Origin of the sequence: Polaribacter vadi (assembly GCF_018861005.1) — a bacterium.
GTDB classification, from domain to species: domain Bacteria; phylum Bacteroidota; class Bacteroidia; order Flavobacteriales; family Flavobacteriaceae; genus Polaribacter; species Polaribacter vadi_A.
In genome coordinates, this window is sequence record NZ_JAHKQL010000034.1 from 245218 (window position 1) to 266400 (window position 21183).

Sequence of the window (21183 nt, forward strand, 5' to 3'; positions counted from 1 at the left end):
AATGATGTTCATTTAGGAAATGAAACAGCACTAAATAAAACGATGCAATCAAGAAATATCTAATTGCATCGTTGTATGAAAACCTTTCAGAAGATTTAGAATTTGTTTCTTTGTACTCCGCAAAAAATGCAATTAAAGGAACTCATTTCTTATAAAATAATAATTAACCCTAAAACTTATACTCTTTCAAAGGCTTAGGAAATTTTTCTGGATTAGCAGCCAAGTGGTATCTAGGATCATCAATATCTTCTACAATAATATCCGTAAAAATTGGGCTAGCTTTATATAGTAAAACTTTACAATCTTCGCTTAAATGTTTTAATACAATTTTTTTATCAGCTGCTTGGTATTTTTGAACTAAAGCAAAAATAGCTTCTATAGCAGAATGATCAGAAATACGAGCTTCAACAAAATCGATAACCACACTTTCAGGATCATTTTTTATATCAAACTTTTCGTTAAAAGCAGCAATACTTCCAAAAAATAAAGGTCCCCAAATTTCATAAACTTTTGTGCCATCTTCTCTAAAACGTTTTCTAGCTCTAATCTTCTTGGCATTTTCCCAAGCAAAAGCTAAAGCAGAAACGATAACACCTAAAAAAACAGCCACAGCCAAGTCTACAAAAACAGTAACAGCAGATACTAAAATTAAAACAAAAGCATCCGATTTTGGTATTTTCTTTAAAATTCTAAAACTTGACCAAGCAAAAGTTTCTATCACCATCATAAACATAACACCTACTAAAGCTGCAATAGGTACCATTTCTATGTATTTATCAGCAAAAAGAATAAAAGTTAACAAGGTTATTGCCATCATTATACCAGACAAACGTCCTCTACCACCAGCATTAATATTAATTACAGTTTGTCCTATCATTCCACAACCTCCTGTACCACCAAACAAACCAGAAATAATATTTCCAGAACCTTGTGCAATACATTCTTTATTTCCATTTCCTCTTGTTTCTGTCAATTCATCAACCAAATTCATGGTCATTAAAGTTTCTATTAAACCTACAGAAGCCGCTAAAAAAGCAGGCAATGCAATAAATTGTAAAGTATCTAAATTAAAAGGTAAATTTTGCCATAAAGCTAAATTCGGAGTTGGGAATTCGCCTTTTAAACCTGTTCCACCACCTTCTATAATATAAGAACCTACAGTTGTTGTATCTATATTAAAACCGATAACTATTAAAGTAGTAACTAAAATTGCGGTTAATGCTGCAGGTAATTTTTTAGTGATTTTTGGTAGCAACCAAATAATGGCCATGGTTAATAAAACCAAACCAATCATGGTATACAGCTCAGTACCTTGCATAAAAGTACTTTTATATTGGTTAACGCCTTCTGCAGATACAGATAATGATTTATGAGAAAACATTTTTACCTGTGCAATAAAAATAACGATAGATAAACCGTTTACAAACCCCATCATTACAGAATGCGGAATTAAACGAACAAATTTTCCTAATTTAAAAACACCTGCAAAAATTTGAATGATTCCCATTAAAATAACACAAGCCATTAAATAGAAAAAGCCCATATTTTCTACTGGCTGATCTAATAACATTCCTTTGGTATGTCCTTCAGAAATCATGTGTACAAAAATTACTGCTACAGCACCAGCAGCACCAGAAATTAATCCTGGTCTACCTCCAAAAATAGCCGTAATTATTCCGATAATAAATGCACCAGAAAGTGCCATTAATGGGTCTATTTGTGCCACAAAAGCAAAAGCAACCACTTCTGGAATCATAGCTAAAGAAACTGTAATTCCAGCTAAAACGTCATTTTTAGCATTAGGTGTAATCTTTTTGATAAAATTTGTCATGAAAATCGGCCTGTTTAAGTCCGCAAATATAGTATGTTTTTTAGAAAACTACTGCGCTTTATAAGTTGCATACACTATTTTAATGTTCGCGTAAGTATTTTTTAAAATATCTTCAATTTCATCCTCTTTTTTAAACGAAACCTCAGTAATTCCTTCTTCCAATTGCGGAATTAAAGGTGCACCATAATTCGAGTGCATTAAATACCAATGAGTTTCTTTTAAAATGTAACCATTTTGATGATAAATATGATAAGTTGTAATTAATTTTTTTGTGATAGTAAGATTAAAAATTCCACATTCTTCTTCAACCTCTCTAATAGCAGCGTTTTCAAGAGATTCGTCTTTTTCAATCCATCCTTTAGGTAAATCCCAAACTTTATTTCTGTAAATAAATAGCGCTTCTTTTTTATCATTTAAAACCAAACCACCTGCAGCAGAAATAACTCTTAGGTTTTGTTTAAAGGTTTTCCAATCTTTCTCTAAATCAATAGAGTAGAGTATAATTCCTTTTATTAGTTTCTCGTTTAATCTTCTAAGAATTTCATCAAAAGTAATATCGTTAAATGCAAAAACAGGAAAAATACTTTCAATTTTTGATGATTGAGTTATAATAATAGGGGTATCATTTACAAAAACTTTATACATTTGCGATATGATTTTAAACAAAGATACTGCAAAAAAAACGGCTGAACTTTTGTTGCAAATAAAAGCAATAAAGTTGAGTCCAACAGAGCCTTTTAATTGGGCTTCAGGATGGAAATCTCCAATTTATTGTGATAATAGAATCACTTTATCTTATCCTTCAGTACGTGTTTTCTTAAAAGAAGAAATTGCTAAAATTGCTGAATTAGAATATGGTAAGCCAGATGTTATTGCTGGTGTTGCAACAGGTGCAATAGCCATTGGTGTATTAGTGGCTCAAGAATTGGGTGTTCCTTTTATTTATGTAAGACCCGAACCTAAAAAACATGGTAGAAAAAACCAAATTGAAGGGCATTTAGAAAGTGGACAAAATGTAGTGGTTATAGAAGATTTAATAAGTACAGGTAATAGTAGCTTAAATGCTGTTGCTGCTTTAAAAGAAGCAGGAGCTGTTGTAAAAGGTATGGTTGCTATTTTTTCTTACGGATTTGATGTGGCTACAAAAAATTTCGAAGAAAAAAACGTAAACTTAAAAACGTTAAGTAATTACGAAAACTTGTTAGAACAAGCTTTAGATAGTAGTTACATCTCTGAAAAAGAATGGTTAACACTACAGAAATGGCGTGCCAACCCTAGTGAATGGAATATTTAAAAGCAAATAATAAATGAACATTAAAGGTAATAAAGTAGTATTGCAAAAATCTCAACAAGAGACTTTTGAATTTTTAACTGAACTAAAAAACTTTGAGCAGTTAATGCCAGAATCTATCCAAAAATTCGAAGTGGATGGAGATTCTTTTATCTTCGGATTAAAAGGAATGCCAGAAATTAGATTGGTTTTAAAAAGTGCTACTGAGTATTCTAACATAACTTTAGGTGCTGCAAGTAGTAAATTAGATTTTGAATTGGTTGCAGATATTAATGCTATTGATGAAAGTTCATCTGAAGTTCAATTAGATTTTAATGGTCAATTTAATGCAATGATGGCAATGATGGTTAAAAAACCATTAACCAGTTTTATTGAAACTTTAACCAGTAATTTAGAGAAAATTTAAACGAAAGAAATTTCTTTAATTCCGAATTCTTTAATGGTTTCATCTTCAACTTCAACTAAAAGGTTACCAAAACTAGAAATACCTGTAATTTTACCCATAAATAAAACACCATTTTTGTCTTTAAACATAGATGGTGTTTCTTTTTTGTATAATACGTTTAAATAATCACTTTCTAGTTTTCTATAATTTTTTAAATTTAATTGATTAACTCTTTCTTTTAGATAATTGATTAACTCTAAAAGTAAGTCATCTAAATTATAGTTTATGTTAGTTATCATTTTTAATGATGATGCTTTTTCTAAATAATCTGGATAACTTTCTTGGTTTACATTTAGGCCTAAACCAATAATAGATGAATAAATTTTATTTTTTCTGATGTTATTTTCTATTAAAATGCCACATATTTTCTTATTTGCTGACATAATGTCGTTTGGCCATTTAATAGAAAGAGCTTTAATGTTGTTTGCAAATAATACATCAAAAATAGCCAAGCTAATTGCAAAATTCAAGTATTTTTGATGATAAATCTCTAAATCAAAATTTGTGATAAATATACTGGTAGTAAGGTTTTTATAGGGTTCAGAAATCCAAGTATTAGCTTGTTGTCCTCTACCTTTTGTTTGCTTGTCTGTAACAACAACAGTAAAGTTATCTATTGCAGATTTTTGAGACAATTCTTTTAAAAAAGAATTTGTAGAATCAATGGCACTAAGTTTGATTATTTTCAATTGTTAAATAAAGTGTAAACAAGTTCAATATTACATAAAAAACTCGCAAAAAAATAATAACTTTGCTTTTAAATTAGAATAAAATTAATGACAAAAAAACAAGTAAGCACAGACGATTTAATCGCTGTAATTATTAAAGGTATTGATGATGTTAAAGGAGAAAACATCCAATTACTAGATTTAAGAGAAATAGAAAATACAGTTTGTGATTATTTTGTAGTTTGTTCAGGTAATTCTAATACGCAAGTAAATGCAATTTCAGGATCTGTACAAAAAATAGTTAGTAAAGAAATACAAGATAAACCTTGGCATATAGAAGGGCAAGGTAATTCTGAGTGGGTTTTAATGGATTACGTAAATGTTGTAGTTCATATTTTCCAAAAGCAAGTAAGAGATTTTTATGACATAGAAAGTCTTTGGGGTGATGCTAAAATCACCGAAATTAACCCAATTTAAACCTATTGATTTTATAACAATGAGTGATTCAAATAAAGAGAACAAAAGTAATTTGCCAAAATTTAAATTCAATTCTTATTGGATTTATGGAGCAATCTTAATCGTAATTATAGCAGTTCAGTTTTTTAATAGTGGAGATTTAGCATCAAAAAGTATTTCTAAAAATAAGTTTGATGCGATTTTAAAAGCAAATGATATTAAAGAAATTGTTGTTTTAAATAAAGACGTAGCTCAAATATTTTTAACGCAAGAGGCTTTAAAAAAAACGACTCATAAAGAGTTTACGAATTCTACATTTTACAGACCAGGTTCTGCTGTATATGAGTACAATTTTGGAGATCAAAGAACTTTTGAAGAAAGTGTAGCAAAAGCAAAACAAGAAAATGATTTAATTGTTGATATAGATAATAAAGAGAGAACTAGCATTTTTGATGCAATTATTGGTTTTTTACCTTTTATTATTTTAATAGCAGTTTGGTTATTTTTTATGCGTAGAATGTCTGGAGGTGGAAGTGGCTCTGGAGGTGGAGGTCAAATTTTTAGTATCGGAAAATCGAAAGCTAAATTATTTGATAAAGACACAAAAGTTAAAACAACTTTCGAAAATGTTGCAGGTTTAGAAGGTGCAAAAGAAGAAGTGCAAGAAATTGTAGATTTCTTAAAAAGCCCAGAAAAATATACTTCATTAGGTGGTAAAATACCAAAAGGAGCTTTATTAGTAGGCCCTCCAGGTACAGGTAAAACTTTATTAGCTAAAGCAGTTGCAGGTGAAGCAGGTGTGCCTTTTTTCTCTTTATCTGGTTCAGATTTTGTAGAAATGTTTGTTGGTGTGGGTGCTTCTAGAGTGCGTGATTTATTTAAACAAGCACAACAAAAATCGCCTTCTATTATTTTTATTGATGAGATTGATGCAATTGGTAGAGCTCGTGGTAAAAATTCTATGACAGGTGGTAATGATGAGAGAGAAAATACTTTAAACCAGCTTTTAACAGAAATGGATGGTTTTGGTACAGATACTAATGTAATTGTTATTGCTGCAACAAATAGAGCAGATGTTTTAGATAAAGCATTAATGAGAGCAGGTCGTTTTGATCGTCAGATTTATGTTGACTTACCAGATATTAGAGAAAGACAAGAAATTTTTGATGTACATATTAAACCATTAAAAATAGCTAATGATGTTAATGTTGAGTTTTTAGCACAACAAACACCTGGTTTTTCTGGTGCAGATATTGCAAATATGTGTAATGAAGCAGCTTTAATTGCTGCCAGAAATGGTAAAAAAGCAATACATCATCAAGACTTTTTAGATGCTGTAGATAGAATTGTTGGTGGTTTAGAAAAGAAAAAGAAAGTAATAACACCAAAAGAGAAAGAAGTAATTGCTTTTCACGAAGCAGGGCATGCTACAGTAAGTTGGATGTTAGAACATGCTGCACCATTAGTAAAAGTTACAATTGTACCTAGAGGTCAATCTTTAGGAGCTGCTTGGTATTTACCTGCAGAAAGGTTAATTGTACAAACTGAGCAAATGTTAGACGAAATGTGTGCTACTTTAGGTGGTAGAGCTGCAGAAAAAATTATTTTTAATAAAATCTCTACTGGTGCTTTAAGCGATTTAGAAAAAGTTACCAAACAAGCTAGAGCAATGGTTACTGTTTATGGTTTAAATGAAGAAGTAGGGAATATTACTTATTATGATTCTTCTGGTAATGACGCATTTGTTAAACCTTATAGCGAAGAAACTGGAAAGAAAATAGATAGAGAAATCTCTAAAATGATAGAGTTACAGTATGCAAGAGCTATAGATTTATTATCTAATAATAAAGAAAAATTAACTGTTTTAGCAGAATTATTATTAGAAAAAGAAGTTATTTTTAAAGATGATTTAGTTAAAATCTTTGGTAAAAGACCTTTTGAAGTTAGTAATAATGAAGAAGTAGAGGTTATAAAAGAAATTGAAACGCCGTCTATAGATTAGGTTTCTGATTAAACTTTTTGAATGAATTTTTTTAAGAAAATTTTTAGTATCCCTGATAAAGAGGAAGAAGAGGTTCAAAAACAAGAAGTAAATCTAGCTTTAGATGATCTTTTTGCACATAATTTTGTAGAAAAAGGTGGTAAATTTTTGTATTGTATAAATAATCAGGAAGTTATAGCTAATTTTAAAAAAGTTATAGCAGAGAATAACTGGAAAAATATTTTTCTTTTAGATGATAGATTAAGTTCACTTTTAAAAACTAATGATTTAAATATAGTAGATTCTTTTAACGATGATCCTACTATATTTACTTCTTGCGAACATTTAATAGCAGATAAAGGAGAAATTCTTTTTTCGTCTAATCAATTAAAAAGTACGCGTTTAAAAGATTTTCCAGATAATTTTATTGTTTTTGCAACTACAAGTCAGTTGGTTAAAGATACTAATCAAGGTTTAACAGGTATAAAAACCAAGTTTAAAAAAGATTTACCAACCAATATTTCATCAATAAAGAACTATAATAGTAATAATAGTGATGATAACTTTTTAAACTACGGTAACAATAACTCAAAAAACTTATATTTGCTCCTGCTTGAAGATTTATAAATATGCGCAACCTTTTAAGAAGGAGTTTTTCTGGAATTGTTTACATTTTAATTTTTATTTCTGCGATTCTTTTTTCAAAAGAATCATACATTATATTAATTACACTATTTGGCTTTCTTTGTATTTGGGAATTTTCTAAAATTGCTCAACTTAAAAGTTATGCTGCCTATTTGTTTTTTCCTCTTATTTTGTTTTTATTATTAAAAAGACAAAATAGTTTTGCAACTATTGGTATTTTAATTATTAATTTATTGTCATCAATATTATTAATCTATCAATTATTTGCTAAAAAAGAGATTAAATTCACAGATGACAGATCTAAATTAGGACTAACAATTCGTTATGTAATTTTTTCGATGTGCTTTTTAGTCATGTTGCCATTTTATGAAGATAGTTTTCATCCTTATTTAATGATTAGCATATTATCATTAATTTGGGTAAATGATTCTTTTGCTTTTTTAGTTGGTAAAAACTTTGGGAAAAATAAATTATTTCCATCAGTATCACCTAAAAAAACAATTGAAGGTCTTCTTGGAGGTTTGGTTTTTGCAATTATTACAGGCTTTATCATTAGTAAATATAATACAGATTTTACAACACTTAACTGGCTTATAATTGCTGTTATAGTATCTTTAATAGGTACAGTTGGAGATTTGGTAGAATCTAAATTTAAAAGACAAGCAAATATAAAAGACAGTGGAAATATTATGCCTGGTCATGGAGGTATTTTAGACAGGTTAGATAGTTTGTTGTTTGCTGCACCCTTTGTATATTTGTATATTAACTATATAATTTAACTATGTTTCGATTTCATAAAGAAGGCTATAAAATAATATCAATCACTTTTATTATTGCTATTGCAGCAATTTTTTTGGCAGAAAAATTTATTGATATTTATTGGCTTGTTAAAGCAATTCAAATAATAGTTTTAGCTTTTGTTATAATAGTACTTCAGTTTTTTAGAAACCCTACAAGAGTTGGTGTTTTAGAAGATCATACCATTATTGCACCTGTAGATGGTAAAGTTGTAGTTATAGAAGAAGTAGAAGAACCAGAATATTTTAAAGATAAAAGAATACAAGTTTCTATTTTTATGTCGCCAATAAATGTACATGTTACTAGATATGCAATGAGTGGTATAATTAAATATAGTAAATATCATCCAGGTAAATATTTAGTGGCTTGGCATCCAAAAGCATCAACAGAAAATGAAAGAACAACTGTTGTTATAGAAAATAAAACTGTAGGTGAAATTTTATACAGACAAATTGCTGGTGCTTTAGCAAAAAGGATTGTAAATTATGCTAAAGAAGGAGATAAAGTAGTGCAAAGTACAGATGCAGGTTTTATTAAATTTGGTTCTAGAGTTGATGTTTATTTACCATTAGGTACTAAAATTAATGTAAAATTAGGAGATAAAGTTAAAGGTGGTGTCCAAGTTATCGCAGAAAAATAGAAATAATTCAGACGATTTAGATGAAAAGTTTAAAACGGCTTTTAAAAAAATATCTGAATTAAAAGAAGCAGTTGCACCAGACAACATGCTAAAATTGTATGCTTATTATAAGCAAGCAAATTTTGGTAATAAATTTTCTAATAACAATGAATTAGATGTTAGAAATGCTTTTAAATTTAATGCTTGGATGCAATTAAATGGTATGTCTGTAAAGGAAGCAAAACAAGAATACATTACACTTGCAAATATAATTTTAAATAGTAAAAATCTAAAATCATGAAAAAAATAAGTATTATTTCTTTTTTAATTGTAGCAACAGCATTTAATTTTTCTGCTTGTAAATCAGAAACAAAAAAAGAAGAAAATAAAGAAGCTAAAACTACAGAAGTTAAAACTAGTTCAGCAGCTTTTTCTGTAGCAAATGCAAAAAACGATATTAAATTTACAGCTTATAAAACTACAGAAAAAATTGGGGTAGGAGGTCAGTTTGATAAAATTGATATTATTGCTGGAGGTGAAGGTAATTCTGTTAAAGAAGCTATTAACAACACTGAATTTTCTATACCTGTTAGTAGTTTAGCTACTAAAGATAGCAGTAGAGATTTTAAAATTAGAAAGTTTTTCTTTGGTGCAATGGCTGATACAAAATTGCTTACTGGTAAATTATCTTTAACTACAGATAAAGATGGTATTGCTAAAATTACAATGAATGGTAAAACAGAAGATGTACTTTTTACTTACACAATTGTAGATAAAACTTTTAATATGCAAACTACAATTGATATTAATAATTGGAATGCAGGTGAAGCTTTAGCGTCTTTAAATAAAGTTTGTGAAATTTTACATACAGGTGCAGATGGAGTTTCTAAAACTTGGAGCGATGTTGCTTTAAATATTACAACAACATTCTAAGATTTTAAAATAAAGTATTTAATGCTTTTTTAAGCGTTTTAAATCGAAAAGAATACCCATTCTTTTCGATTTTTTTTGCAGAAATTCTACTACCTTCTAAAAGTATTTTTGCCATATTTCCAAATATTACTTTCAACATAAAACTAGGTACACCAATACCCAAATATGGTTTTTTTATACTTTTTGCCAATTCTTTAGAAAAAGTTGCACTTGTTTGATGTTCTGGAGCAACAGCATTAAAAATTCCTGATAAATTATCATTTATTGTTTTAAAATATATTTGGCAAAGATCTTCTATATGAATCCATGGCATATATTGTTTACCAGAACCTAAAGGTGTAATAATTGGCGTTTTCATTTTTTCTAATGCACCACCTTTTTCTGATAAAACAACACCAGTTCTTAAAATAGTTACTGGTATATTTAAGGTTTTAAATTGATGTGCAGCATCTTCCCATTTTTGGCAAACTTCACCTAAAAAATCGTTACCAACTTTATCTGATTCTTCAAAAATTTTATCAGTAGTAATAGCTCCATAATAACCAATTCCAGAAGCAGAAATAAAACCTTTTAGATTTAAATTATGTTCTTTAATTTTATGAAAAAGTAAGTTTGCAGTATCAACTCTACTATCAATAATTATTTTTTTTCTTTCGTTTGTCCAACGTTTATCAGCAATACCTGCACCAGCTAAATGAATAATATAATCTACATTTTCTAAGGCTTTTTTATCAATATAATTTTTAGAAATATCCCATTTATATTCGTTATTCTTCTTCGGATTTCTACTTAGAACAATAACTTCATGTTTGTTCTTTAATAACAATTCTGTAAGTTTTGTACCTACTAAACCTGTACCACCTGTAATAATAATCTTAGCCATATAACAAATTTAATTATTTTTTGTTTAATCTTTTTTAAATATGATAAAACAAATCTATGTACACATATATTAAAGCAATGTTAATCTTTATTTTTTAAGTTGATAAAGCTGTATTTTTATACTGATGAAAGATAATATTAAAAGAAAAGGTTTTGTTTTTAAAACATATGAAGCAGATAAACAATCTCCTTTTGAGAAACTTTTTGAAATTTTTAAAGAGTTAATTACTCATACTTCTGGCGATTTTGATGAAGCCATAGATTGGTTACGTTCTCTAGATAAAGAATATAATTTAACTGATAAAAATTATACCATTGATGATTTTATTGAGGATTTAAAGAAGAAAGGTTACATTAAAGAAGAAATAAAAGGAGATGGAACAGGAGGCACAAAAATTACTTCTAAAACAGAAAGAGCAATTCGTCAGCAAGCATTAAATCATATTTTTGGTAAGATTAAAAGAAGTGGTTCTGGTAATCATAAAAGTAAATCACCAGGAATTGGAGATGAACATACAGGAGATTTTAGAGCGTATCAATTTGGAGATAACTTAGACAAAGTTTCCATGACTGAAAGTATTAGAAATGCTCAAATCAATAATGGAATTGACGATTTTACACTCTCACAAAATGATTTGGTTGTAGAAGAAACACTACATAAAAGTCAAATGAGTACTGTATTAATGATAGATATTAGCCACTCAATGATTTTATATGGAGAAGATAGAATTACACCTGCCAAAAAAGTTGCAATGGCTTTAGCTGAGTTAATTACAACTCGTTATCCAAAAGATACTTTAGATATTTTGGTTTTTGGTAATGATGCATGGACCATTAAAATTAAAGATTTACCTTATTTACAAGTTGGTCCTTACCACACAAATACAGTAGCTGGTTTGCAATTAGCAATGGATTTATTACGTAGAAAGAAAAATACCAATAAACAGATTTTTATGATAACTGATGGTAAACCAAGTTGTTTGCGTTTGCCTGATGGACAATATTATAAAAATAGCAATGGCTTAGATAAGCACATTGTAAATAAATGCTATGCAATGGCTCAACAAGCCAGAAAATTACATATACCAATTACTACTTTTATGATTGCACAAGACCCTTATTTAATGCAATTTGTAAAAGCATTTACACAGGCAAATCAAGGAAAAGCATTTTACACTGGCTTAAAAGGTTTAGGAGAAATGATTTTTGAAGATTATGAAACGAATAGAAAGAAAAGGATAAAAGGTTAGAAAAACAGCTATTGGCTATTGGCCTTTCGCTTTTAGTGGTAATAACATAAATGTAAGTGCTAATGGCTAAAAACCAAAGGCAAAAAGCAAATTATATGAACATAAGTACTATAAATACATTAGGAGAATTAAAAAATTCTGGATACGAATCAAAATCAATTAAAGACGAGTTAAGAGAAAATCTCATAAGTAAAATGATGAGTAAAGAAACCGTTTTTAAAGGTGTACATGGTTATGAAAACACAGTAATTCCTGAATTAGAAAGAGCAATTTTAAGCAAACATAATATCAACTTATTAGGTTTAAGAGGTCAAGCAAAAACGCGTTTGGCAAGATTAATGGTAGATTTGTTAGACGAATACATACCTGTTGTAGAAGGTTCAGAAATCAATGATGATCCTTTAAATCCAATATCTAGATTTGCTGTAGAAATAATCAAAGAAAAGGGAGATGAAACTCCGATTTTTTGGTTGCATAGGAGTGATCGTTTTGCAGAGAAATTAGCAACTCCAGATGTTACTGTAGCAGATATTATTGGTGATGTAGATCCTATAAAAGCAGCCAATTTAAAATTGAGTTATGCAGATGATAGAGTTATTCATTATGGAATGATTCCAAGAGCAAACAGATGCATTTTTGTTATTAACGAATTGCCAGATTTACAAGCACGTATTCAAGTGGCTTTGTTTAATATTTTGCAAGAAGGAGATATTCAAATTCGCGGATTTAAATTACGATTGCCTTTAGATATGCAATTCTTATTTACTGCAAATCCAGAAGATTATACAAATAGAGGTAGTATTGTTACGCCTTTAAAAGATAGAATTGGCTCGCAGATTTTAACACATTATCCAGAGGATATTGAAACTGCAAAAATAATTACTCAACAAGAAGCAAAAAACGTTCAAAAGGATTTTATAAAAGTTCCAGAATTGGCAAAAGATTTGTTAGAACAAATTGTTTTTGAGGCCAGAGATAGCGAATATATAGATGCTAAAAGTGGTGTAAGTGCACGTTTAAGTATTTCTGCTTTCGAGAATTTATTAAGCACAGCAGAAAGAAGATCCATTTTATCTGGTGATGCTGAAACTATGATTCGTTTAAATGATTTTGACGGAATTATACCAGCAATTACAGGTAAAGTAGAATTGGTTTATGAAGGAGAACAAGAAGGTGCACAGGTTGTTGCAGAAACTTTAATTAAAAGAGCAATTAAAACACTTTTTCCTACTTATTTTCCTGAAATAAAAAAATTGGCAAAAACTACAGATGAATCACCTTATGATGATATTGTGTCTTGGTTTTTTAATGCTGATGAAGATTTTGAATTGTTAGATGATTACTCAGAAGAAGCTTATAAAAAAGAGTTAGATAAAATAAAACCTTTAGATGATTTCTTAAAAGATCATCAACCTAACATGAATAAATCTGATACGTATTTTGTAAAAGAATTTGTGCTTTGGGCTTTAGTAGAATTTAAAAAACTAAGCAAATATCGATTTGCAGAAGGCACACAATTTAAAGATCCTTATGGTAATTTTATAAATGGATTATAATTAAAAATTAAAACCTCATAGACAAAAATCTATGAGGTTTCTAGTTAACATTAATTCAAGATTAATGGGTAATCAATTTCTATAGGGATTAAAAACTCTACTTTACTATCATCTTTTAGTAATAACAACACTTTTAAATCTTCAATTTCTTCTAAACTAAAAATTAATATTAAATTTTGATGTAATGTAGTTACAGGTATTTTTCTTTTTTTAGTTGTACATGCATAATAATCTTGCCAGTAATCAACATCTATATTTGCAACATATTTTCTAAATTGTAAAAGTTGGTTTTTATCAAATTGAAAATACACATTATTATAGGTTAATGCATAGTTTTTACAACTATCGCAAACAGCAAGTTCTCCATTTTTTACACTTGATATTATTCTAGAATTCTGACACATACATTTACATTTAATAACAATCTGTTTTAATTTGATGATTCTCTTGATAAACTTTTAAAGTTGTTCTTAATGATTTTTCTGTAATAGTATTCAGTGCAGATATAACTCCTCTTTGCATAGCTAAAGAACCACAAATTAAAATTTTATCTCCATTTTTTAAAGTCCTTACAATTAATTCAGAATGATTTTTTAAAAGATCTTGAACATAATTTTTTTCTTTTTGTTCTTGTGAAAAAGCAGAATGGAAAGAAGTTAAATTTTTATTTTCTATAGCGTTCTCTATCTTTTTCTGATAAATTTTAAAAGATTCTTTAGTTCTACCTCCCCAAAACAAATGAATCTTCTTTTTACTTTTTTTAGTGATCATTCCTAAAAACGGAGCAATTCCTGTTCCGTTTGCAATTAAGATAATTTCTTTGGCTTTTTTTGGAAAATGAAAACTATCATTTTTAACAATAGATGCTACAATTTTATTATTTTTATTTACAAAATTCAGATAATTAGAACAAACACCAAATTCGTGTTTTTTAATGCTCAGCAATATATTTTCATCTACTTTTGCTATAGAATACAAACGACTTTTAGTTTCGTTTTTTGGTGTGATAGACAATAAATCTCCAGAAGTAAATTTTATTTTTTTTGATGGTTTTAGTTCAATTAAAAAAGTACCATCACAGTTTAATTCAGTTTTATTAATAACTGTGAAAATTTGTTCTTTAGGTTTGTTCTTATCTAAATCTTCTTTATTAATATGTAAATTTAATTTGTAATAAGAGTTCCACTCTTTTAACCAATTTTTAAAAGATGTAAAAGATTGATTATCGATTTTAGAAATAGGTAAAACAGGTATAAAATTATCTTGTATTTGCAGACTAGAATGTACTAAAATTGCGTATTTACAGTAAGCTTGATAGTCTGTAGACCCAAAACCAACTACAGAAAACTGTATGGTATTTGTTTGATTTACTTTTTTGAATTGTGCCAAAAATTTAGTTGCATTAATTGGTGCTTCTCCATCACCATAAGTGGCAGCAAATACAATAATGTTTTTGGCTTTTTTAAAAGTAGTATAACTATTTAAATCTGTTATAAAAACCTTTTTATTGGCTGATAATATTGCTTTATAGAATACTGTTGCAAAGTTATATGTGCTTCCAGTTTCTGAGCCTACCAAAATTATAAATTCAGCATCATCTTTGTTAAACCTATTTTTAACCACTGATGTATTTTTTCTTCTTTTAATTGTAAGTGAAAAACCAGAAAAGATAAAAAATAGAAGAGCAAAACACGCCAAGAGTAAAACTATAGACCATAAAATTGAACCTTGACCTGTATGTAGTATTAAACTATAATAAGATCCTAAACTAGTTAAAGATTGTTTTTTATTACTTACTATTTGACCATTAAATTGATGAATAGCAAATTCATTATCTATAGTTTTTAGGTAAAAATAATCTTCTTCATCTGAAGAAAAAGGGAATTCTAAACTTGTTACATCCGCTAATTTTGTAGTTTTAAAAAAGTCAAAATCAGTAGGTTTTAGTTGGCTTGTTGTATTTGTAAATGCGGTGTTTTTTTGATGTTTATTTTTATCCTTTGGCAACAAAGAGAATTTTTCTAATGATAAATAAACACCAGTTATTGTGATAATTATAATCGGAATTAAAAACCATCTACCAAAAACAATATGGTAATATTGATTAAAATTTTCTTTTACTATTTTAGTGAAAACCTTAAAAAAGCCTCCTTGTCTTTTAGCAATTAAAATAACTCCAGAAATGGCAATTAGTAATAGTAGAAAAGAAACAAAACCAATTAAAAAACGACCTGTAGATTTTAAGAATAAAGATCTATGTAAGTTGGTTGCAAATTCAAAAATGGGTGATTTTTCTATTAGATCACCCACTTTTTTACCTGTTTTTGGATTTAAGTAAAAAGTTTCGCTTTTGCCATCTTTGGTAACTACAGAAGCACTTACAAAATTATTTTCATCAACTTCCAGGGTAATTATTTCATCATATTTTTCTGATAAAATAGCTACAGTTTCTGCAATAGAAATTTGTTCAATATTTACAGTAGAATAAGGTTGTAGCTTATTAAAAATTGGTTCAAAAGCTAGAATTATTCCTGTAAGTGAAGCAATAATAATAAATAAAGCAGTAGATATTGCCAAGGTTAAGTGGCTATATCTCCAAATAGAAATTGTCATAAAAGAGTTAGTTCTAACTGTGTTTTATAAGCAAATCCACCAATTGGTTAGTTAAATCAATTCTGGTTAATCAGTGGAATTGCTATTAATTAAGTTATTGAGGCATCATTCTTATATATCGAATAAATCCTTTACCTTCAATTTTAGATTTTATATTTTCTGAAGTTAATTCAAATTCAACATCATCTTTATGATAATCTTGGTCTTCTACAGCAGTTTCAAAACGAATTTTATAACCTTGATCTAGTTTATCATCAGGAATTTGAATAACGCTTATAGAACGTTCTCCACCACTAATAGTTGCACCTGTAATAGCATCTATATCAGCACGTTTTTTTCCTTGAAAATTCCACCATTCTGTAATATCAAAATACCACTCATCATCATCACCTTGTACATATAAAGTTTCTTCATATTCACCTTCAGGATTTAACAAAGAGATTACTATATAAGCACCTTCACCTGTATAATTTTTCATTTGAATCATACATTTATAAGGCGAACTTTCTGTGTGTTTTTTAAAACTAAATAAAGCAGTTATCATTAATAATACAACTGGCAATATTAAAAGGGTTCTTTTAGTTTTCATCTTCTTATTTTAAAAAGCTAATGTTTACATTTTGTTTCTTTAACAATTCATTTTCTGATGCTAAATCATATACAGTTTCATCAAAATCTGTTTTAATGTTTTTGTCTGCACCAATACCTATTAAGTATTTTATGATTTTATCATCTTTGGCTTTCATTGCAGAAATTTGTAAAGCTGTAATACCTTCTTTATTTTTTGCATTTACATCAATATTAAAACTAGCCAATCTTTTTAATAAAGCTAAATTATTTTCGTTTGCAGCAATATGTAATAAAGTGTTACTAGAGTTTTGAGGTTTGTTTATAATCAATCCGTTTTTTTCTAAAACCTTTAATTTTGTTTCGAAAGCATCTTTGTTTCTACCTCCAAAACTATTAATTAAGTAGTAAGAAAGTGTATTGCCATCTTTGTCTAAAGTATTAATATCAGCACCTTTTTCGATTAGAAAAGTAATAACATCTGCAGAGTTTCTAACAACTGCATTAGTTAATGCTGTAGTTCCTCTTTTATTCTTTAGGTTGATGTTTTTTACATCTTTAGCTAAAAACTCTATAGTTTTTAAGTTACCACTAGTTGTTGACACCATAAAAGGAGTATTACCTTCATTATCTTGTAAATTTATATCTACACCTTTATCTATAAAGAATTTATAAATATTAATGTCTTTATTGTTTCTTGCAATGAAATGTAAAGGATTTCTGTTTTCATGATCGACAGCATTTACTTTAATCCCATTATCTGCTAAAAACTGATAAGTTTCTAAAGTATTGCTTTTTCTTCTAGAACCTTGGCTAGCAAAAATCATAGCATTGTTACCAGTATCAATTCCTTTTTCAATTAAAGTTGATAAAAATTTAGTGTTTCCACCTTTTGCAGCATATTCAAAAAAGCCATTACCATTGTCATCTTTATCATTTAATGAAGTACCATTTGCAACAAAAAGATCTACAATTTTAAAATCTTTTACATTAGAGGCAATTAACAATAAAGCATTTGCACCATCATGATTTTTCTCTTTGGTGATGTTTGCTCCAACTTCAATTCCGTACTTATAAATTTCTAGATTACCTTGTCCAGAAGAAGCTGCAAAATTTAAGAAAGTATTACCATGTGTATCTATAACATCAGTTTTTGCACCTTTAGAAATTAAGTATTTCATAATTTCTAATTTGCCACTGTAAGCTGCCCAATGTAAATAAGTTCTACCATCGTGAGTTAGTTTATTTACATTGTTTCCATTTTTAGAAATTATATACTCAATTATTTTATCATCAGATTTTTCTAGAATACCATAAACAGTTGCATCAAAAGCATTACTGTTCGATTTTTCTATATCACTGCCTGCTGCAATTTTTTGTTCAATAATTTCTATGGTTGGTTTAGATTTCCAGAAACCTCTGTCGTGAAAAATATTCTTTTGTTGTGCAAAAGTTCCAATGCTAATCAGAAATAATATGATTGATATTTTTTGTGATTTTTTCATTTTTATTTTTTTACAAAAGATTCAATTATAGAATTCATTTCTTTTTCTTCTGTAATATCATCAGAAAATAAATGTTTATAAAGTTGTTTGTTGCCTACTTTTGTTTCTAAAGATAAATCAGTGTTTCTGCCATAAACTTCTGCCCATTTATTTCTAACCAATTGCCATTTATCATTATGAGCAACCCACCAATCTGCAGCTGCTTTACATTTACTATCATCAACTCTTTTATATGTATTGTATCCTTTTTCTTTAGCTAAAACAACATCATCTTTTCCAGATTCACGAATTACTTTACTATTATCTTGGTCATGTACCCAACCATAATTTGTAATTTCGTGTCTGTTGCCTCTTAAGGTTATGTTGTAATCGCTTCTTTTGGTGTATTCTCTTCTTGGTAAAGGTGCTGTTGTTGTATTTTCCCAATAGCTTTTTCCATCTACATGTACCCAAGAACCAGAACCTTCATATCTAGGGCTGTCATCTACTTGATACACTTTTTGTGTCCATTGTTTTTTTACATTTCCTTTATCTTCTTGGGTAAATGTCCATTCATTATCTCCATTGTAAACATAAAAGTCTGTGTTTTCATACAACCAATCTTGTCTCCAATGCTTAATTATCATTGGCTTTGCAGGATTACCAACTTGAAGCAAATGTTGAATTGATATTTTGTTGTTATCATCAACCACTAAACCTGCCCATTCTAAACCTTTATCAACTTTAGTTTTAGAAGGTTTGTAACCTTCATCTTCGCTATAATTAAAAGTTTCAGCAAAATTGAAAGTTACCTCAAAACAGCCGCACATTTCTTTTATAGCATTTTTGTCTTTTGTTTTTTTGCTTTGTCCATTTGTAGTCATTGCTACAATACATATTAAACTTGCTAGTACTAATTTTTTCATTTATAATTTTATTTAAGTTGTATTTAATTTTTTTACAAAAATATACAATTTATTTAGATTGATTAAAAATAAGATATATATTTGTCGAAAATTATTAAGAATGTTTCTAAATAGAAGTTTAGTCGTACTTTTTTTTTCAATAACTACAATAAGTTATGCTCAAGAGCAAAAAAAAGATAGTACAGAAGTTACCAATTTAGATGAAGTTGTAATTACTGGTCAATATAACCCAAGGTCTATAAAAAAATCTGTACACAATGTAATTGTTATTAAGAGAGAGCAGATAGAAAATCAGGCTGCAAATAGTTTAGCAGATTTATTGAATTTTAATTTGAACTTAACAATTATACCAAGTTCACAAACAGGTAAGTCTACAATATCATTTTTTGGTTTAGATGCACAATACTTTAATATTTTAGTTGATAATATTCCGTTAGTAAGTGATAATGGATTAGGCAACAACATCGATTTAACACAAATAAATTTAGATGATATAGAGCGTATTGAGATTGTAGAAGGAGCAATGGGTGTAGAGTATGGAGCCAATGCAGTTTCTGGAGTTATAAATATTATCACTAAAAAAAATATAGATAATAATTGGCAAATTAGAGCTTCTGTACAAGAAGAAACTGTAAGTAAAGAATATGCTTTGTTTGATGAAGGTAGGCATATACAATCTTTAAATATTGCAAACCAACTTACTGATAATTGGTTGGTTAGGTTAGGGGTAAATAGAAATGATTTTGCTGGTTTTTATAATGGTAGGCAAGGTGCAAGTTATTACGAAAACGATGGTTTAAGAGGTTATGATTGGTTGCCAAAAGAACAGTTAAACAGCAATGCTTTTGTACAATATCGTAAAGATAAGTTTCAGTTTTTTTATAAGTTCGAATATTTTAATGAGTTAATTAATTATTATGATGCTACTGTAAGAGCTAATATAGATGTTGCAGCACAAACAAGTAATCCTTCTGCTACAGATAGAATTTTTACAACTAATAGATTTGTAAATAATTTAAATTTTATAGGGCAATTAAATTCTGGAGCTAACTATAATGTTGCTCTTTCTTATCAAGAACAAAAAAGAAATTTAAATGAGTTTAACTACTTTATTTTAAGTAAAGATAGGAGTAATGAAACCGATGAAACTTATCAATCTAGTAAAGTATTATTTTCTAAAGGTAATATTAATAACCTTGTAAAAAGCGATAAATTTAATTTTCAATTGGGTTATGAAGCCCGTTTTATAACGGGTTTTGATACAGAGTCTTCTGGAGAAATTACAGGAGAAGATAAAGAACAATCACAAAATAATTTTGCTGTTTTTGGTTCTTCTGAATATAAATTTTCTGAGAAATTTACACTAAGACCAGGAGTTAGATACGAATACAATTCTTTATTTAAATCTAAAGTTTTGGGTTCTTTAAGTGCGCGTTACTTAATGAAAAATGGATTTGAATTACGTGGTAATATTGGTACATCTTACAGAACTCCAAATTTTGAAGAACTCTATTATTATTTCGTAGACTCTAATCATGATGTTAGAGGAAATGAAAACTTGAATCCAGAAAACGGATTTACAGCTTTTATCAATCTAAAAAAATACAGTTATATAAATAATATTTCTGTACTAAATAGTTTAAAAGTTAGCTATTTAGATGTTTCTGATAAAATAGATTTAGCTATTGTAAATACAATCCCTTTACAATATCAATACATAAATATAGATAGTTATAAACTTTGGGGAATTACCACAACTAACAGCTTTAAAAAAGATGTATGGACATTTAATTTAGGAGCTACTTTACAAGGAATATCTAGAGTATCAGAAAATGAAGCAAATGTTGAAGATGAGTTTTTATATTCTTTTCAATTAAATACAAGTGCAACTTACAATATTAAAAAATGGCAGACAGCCTTTACAGTTTTACTAAAACATAATGGTAAACAACAAAATTATGTGTCTTCTGGTGTAGATACTGATGGTAATTCAATTTTCACAAAATCTACTACAAGCGCTTATAACTGGTTAGATGCTTCAGTAAAAAAATCATTTTTAAAAAACAAAATCCAAGTTACTCTAGGAGGTAGAAATCTTTTTGATGTTGTAAATGTAAACGTTAGTGGTACAAATTCAGAAGGTATTCATTCTGCCAACAACAGTGCATTATTATTGGGTTATGGCAAATCTTATTACTTAAAACTATTATACAATCTTAATTTTTAATATAAATAATC

General features: G+C 28.4%; 21 protein-coding genes. 12 read left to right on the plus strand and 9 right to left on the minus strand.

Features of this window, described 5'->3' with window-relative positions; all coding sequences use genetic code 11:
• Positions 1-169: 169 nt before the first annotated feature.
• Together KO506_RS16010 and KO506_RS16015 are read right to left on the minus strand one after the other, a co-directional pair.
• Positions 170-1831: a SulP family inorganic anion transporter gene (locus tag KO506_RS16010; protein ID WP_215995931.1), complete on the minus strand. Its 1662-nt coding sequence runs from the start codon at positions 1829-1831 to the stop codon at positions 170-172.
• A 48-nt stretch (positions 1832-1879) separates the two neighbouring features.
• Complete coding sequence (locus KO506_RS16015) at positions 1880-2476, minus strand: NUDIX hydrolase (protein ID WP_215995932.1); 597 nt, start codon at positions 2474-2476, stop codon at positions 1880-1882.
• Between the two features lie 7 nt (positions 2477-2483).
• On the opposite strand from KO506_RS16015, the gene pyrE reads away from it, so the two are divergent.
• Both pyrE and KO506_RS16025 read left to right on the plus strand, forming a co-directional pair.
• Complete coding sequence (pyrE, locus tag KO506_RS16020; RefSeq protein ID WP_215995933.1) at positions 2484-3125, plus strand: orotate phosphoribosyltransferase; 642 nt, start codon at positions 2484-2486, stop codon at positions 3123-3125.
• A gap of 13 nt (positions 3126-3138) precedes the next feature.
• Positions 3139-3528: an SRPBCC family protein gene (locus tag KO506_RS16025; protein ID WP_215995934.1), complete on the plus strand. Its 390-nt coding sequence runs from the start codon at positions 3139-3141 to the stop codon at positions 3526-3528.
• Here KO506_RS16025 and KO506_RS16030 read toward each other — a convergent pair.
• Entirely contained in the window at positions 3525-4256 is a 732-nt protein-coding gene (locus KO506_RS16030; protein ID WP_215995935.1) for a biotin--[acetyl-CoA-carboxylase] ligase, read from the minus strand. The genes KO506_RS16025 and KO506_RS16030 overlap by 4 nt on opposite strands.
• An 87-nt stretch (positions 4257-4343) precedes the next feature.
• Between KO506_RS16030 and rsfS the strand changes: the two genes are divergently transcribed.
• The 7 genes from rsfS to KO506_RS16065 are packed head-to-tail and all read left to right on the plus strand — an operon-like array spanning position 4344 to position 9667.
• Complete coding sequence (gene rsfS, locus KO506_RS16035) at positions 4344-4712, plus strand: ribosome silencing factor (RefSeq protein ID WP_215995936.1); 369 nt, start codon at positions 4344-4346, stop codon at positions 4710-4712.
• 19 nt (positions 4713-4731) lie between these two features.
• Positions 4732-6693 (plus strand): ATP-dependent zinc metalloprotease FtsH, encoded by a 1962-nt coding sequence (ftsH, locus tag KO506_RS16040; protein ID WP_215995937.1) that lies wholly within the window; start codon positions 4732-4734, stop codon positions 6691-6693.
• Between the two features lie 21 nt (positions 6694-6714).
• Positions 6715-7299 (plus strand): LUD domain-containing protein, encoded by a 585-nt coding sequence (locus tag KO506_RS16045; protein ID WP_215995938.1) that lies wholly within the window; start codon positions 6715-6717, stop codon positions 7297-7299.
• Between the two features lie 2 nt (positions 7300-7301).
• Positions 7302-8096: a phosphatidate cytidylyltransferase gene (locus tag KO506_RS16050; RefSeq protein WP_215995939.1), complete on the plus strand. Its 795-nt coding sequence runs from the start codon at positions 7302-7304 to the stop codon at positions 8094-8096.
• 2 nt (positions 8097-8098) lie between these two features.
• Complete coding sequence (locus KO506_RS16055; protein ID WP_215995940.1) at positions 8099-8755, plus strand: phosphatidylserine decarboxylase family protein; 657 nt, start codon at positions 8099-8101, stop codon at positions 8753-8755.
• A complete protein-coding gene (locus KO506_RS16060) occupies positions 8730-9035 on the plus strand; it encodes an acyl-CoA-binding protein (protein WP_215995941.1) in 306 nt (101 codons plus the stop codon). Before KO506_RS16055 ends, KO506_RS16060 begins: the two co-directional genes overlap by 26 nt.
• Positions 9032-9667 (plus strand): YceI family protein, encoded by a 636-nt coding sequence (locus KO506_RS16065; RefSeq protein ID WP_215995942.1) that lies wholly within the window; start codon positions 9032-9034, stop codon positions 9665-9667. Before KO506_RS16060 ends, KO506_RS16065 begins: the two co-directional genes overlap by 4 nt.
• Before the next feature lie 4 nt (positions 9668-9671).
• Here KO506_RS16065 and KO506_RS16070 read toward each other — a convergent pair whose 3' ends face one another.
• Positions 9672-10550, minus strand: a complete 879-nt coding sequence (locus KO506_RS16070; RefSeq protein WP_215995943.1) for a TIGR01777 family oxidoreductase — start codon at positions 10548-10550, stop codon at positions 9672-9674.
• 124 nt (positions 10551-10674) lie between these two features.
• On the opposite strand from KO506_RS16070, the gene KO506_RS16075 reads away from it, so the two are divergent.
• Together KO506_RS16075 and KO506_RS16080 are read left to right on the plus strand one after the other, a co-directional pair.
• Positions 10675-11799, plus strand: coding sequence for a vWA domain-containing protein (locus KO506_RS16075; protein WP_215995944.1), 1125 nt, complete (start codon positions 10675-10677; stop codon positions 11797-11799).
• 95 nt (positions 11800-11894) lie between these two features.
• Complete coding sequence (locus KO506_RS16080; protein ID WP_215995945.1) at positions 11895-13355, plus strand: magnesium chelatase; 1461 nt, start codon at positions 11895-11897, stop codon at positions 13353-13355.
• A 50-nt stretch (positions 13356-13405) separates the two neighbouring features.
• On the opposite strand, the gene KO506_RS16085 is transcribed toward KO506_RS16080, so the two are convergent.
• The 5 genes from KO506_RS16085 to KO506_RS16105 form a co-directional block, all read right to left on the minus strand.
• Entirely contained in the window at positions 13406-13759 is a 354-nt protein-coding gene (locus KO506_RS16085; protein ID WP_215995946.1) for a DUF6686 family protein, read from the minus strand.
• 10 nt (positions 13760-13769) lie between these two features.
• Positions 13770-15968 carry a PepSY domain-containing protein gene (locus KO506_RS16090; RefSeq protein WP_215995947.1) on the minus strand — a complete coding sequence of 733 codons (2199 nt, stop codon included), beginning with the start codon at positions 15966-15968 and terminating at the stop codon, positions 13770-13772.
• 94 nt (positions 15969-16062) lie between these two features.
• On the minus strand, positions 16063-16557 hold the full coding sequence (locus KO506_RS16095) for a DUF2271 domain-containing protein (RefSeq protein ID WP_215995948.1): 495 nt from the start codon (positions 16555-16557) through the stop codon (positions 16063-16065).
• Positions 16558-16561: 4 nt separating this feature from the next.
• Positions 16562-18040 carry an ankyrin repeat domain-containing protein gene (locus KO506_RS16100; protein WP_215995949.1) on the minus strand — a complete coding sequence of 493 codons (1479 nt, stop codon included), beginning with the start codon at positions 18038-18040 and terminating at the stop codon, positions 16562-16564.
• A gap of 2 nt (positions 18041-18042) precedes the next feature.
• The gene (locus KO506_RS16105) at positions 18043-18945 is read right to left on the minus strand and encodes a DUF6607 family protein (RefSeq protein WP_215995950.1); all 903 of its coding nucleotides are present in this window, start codon (positions 18943-18945) and stop codon (positions 18043-18045) included.
• A 100-nt stretch (positions 18946-19045) separates the two neighbouring features.
• On the opposite strand from KO506_RS16105, the gene KO506_RS16110 reads away from it, so the two are divergent.
• Positions 19046-21172: a TonB-dependent receptor plug domain-containing protein gene (locus KO506_RS16110; RefSeq protein ID WP_215995951.1), complete on the plus strand. Its 2127-nt coding sequence runs from the start codon at positions 19046-19048 to the stop codon at positions 21170-21172.
• Positions 21173-21183 lie beyond the last annotated feature (11 nt).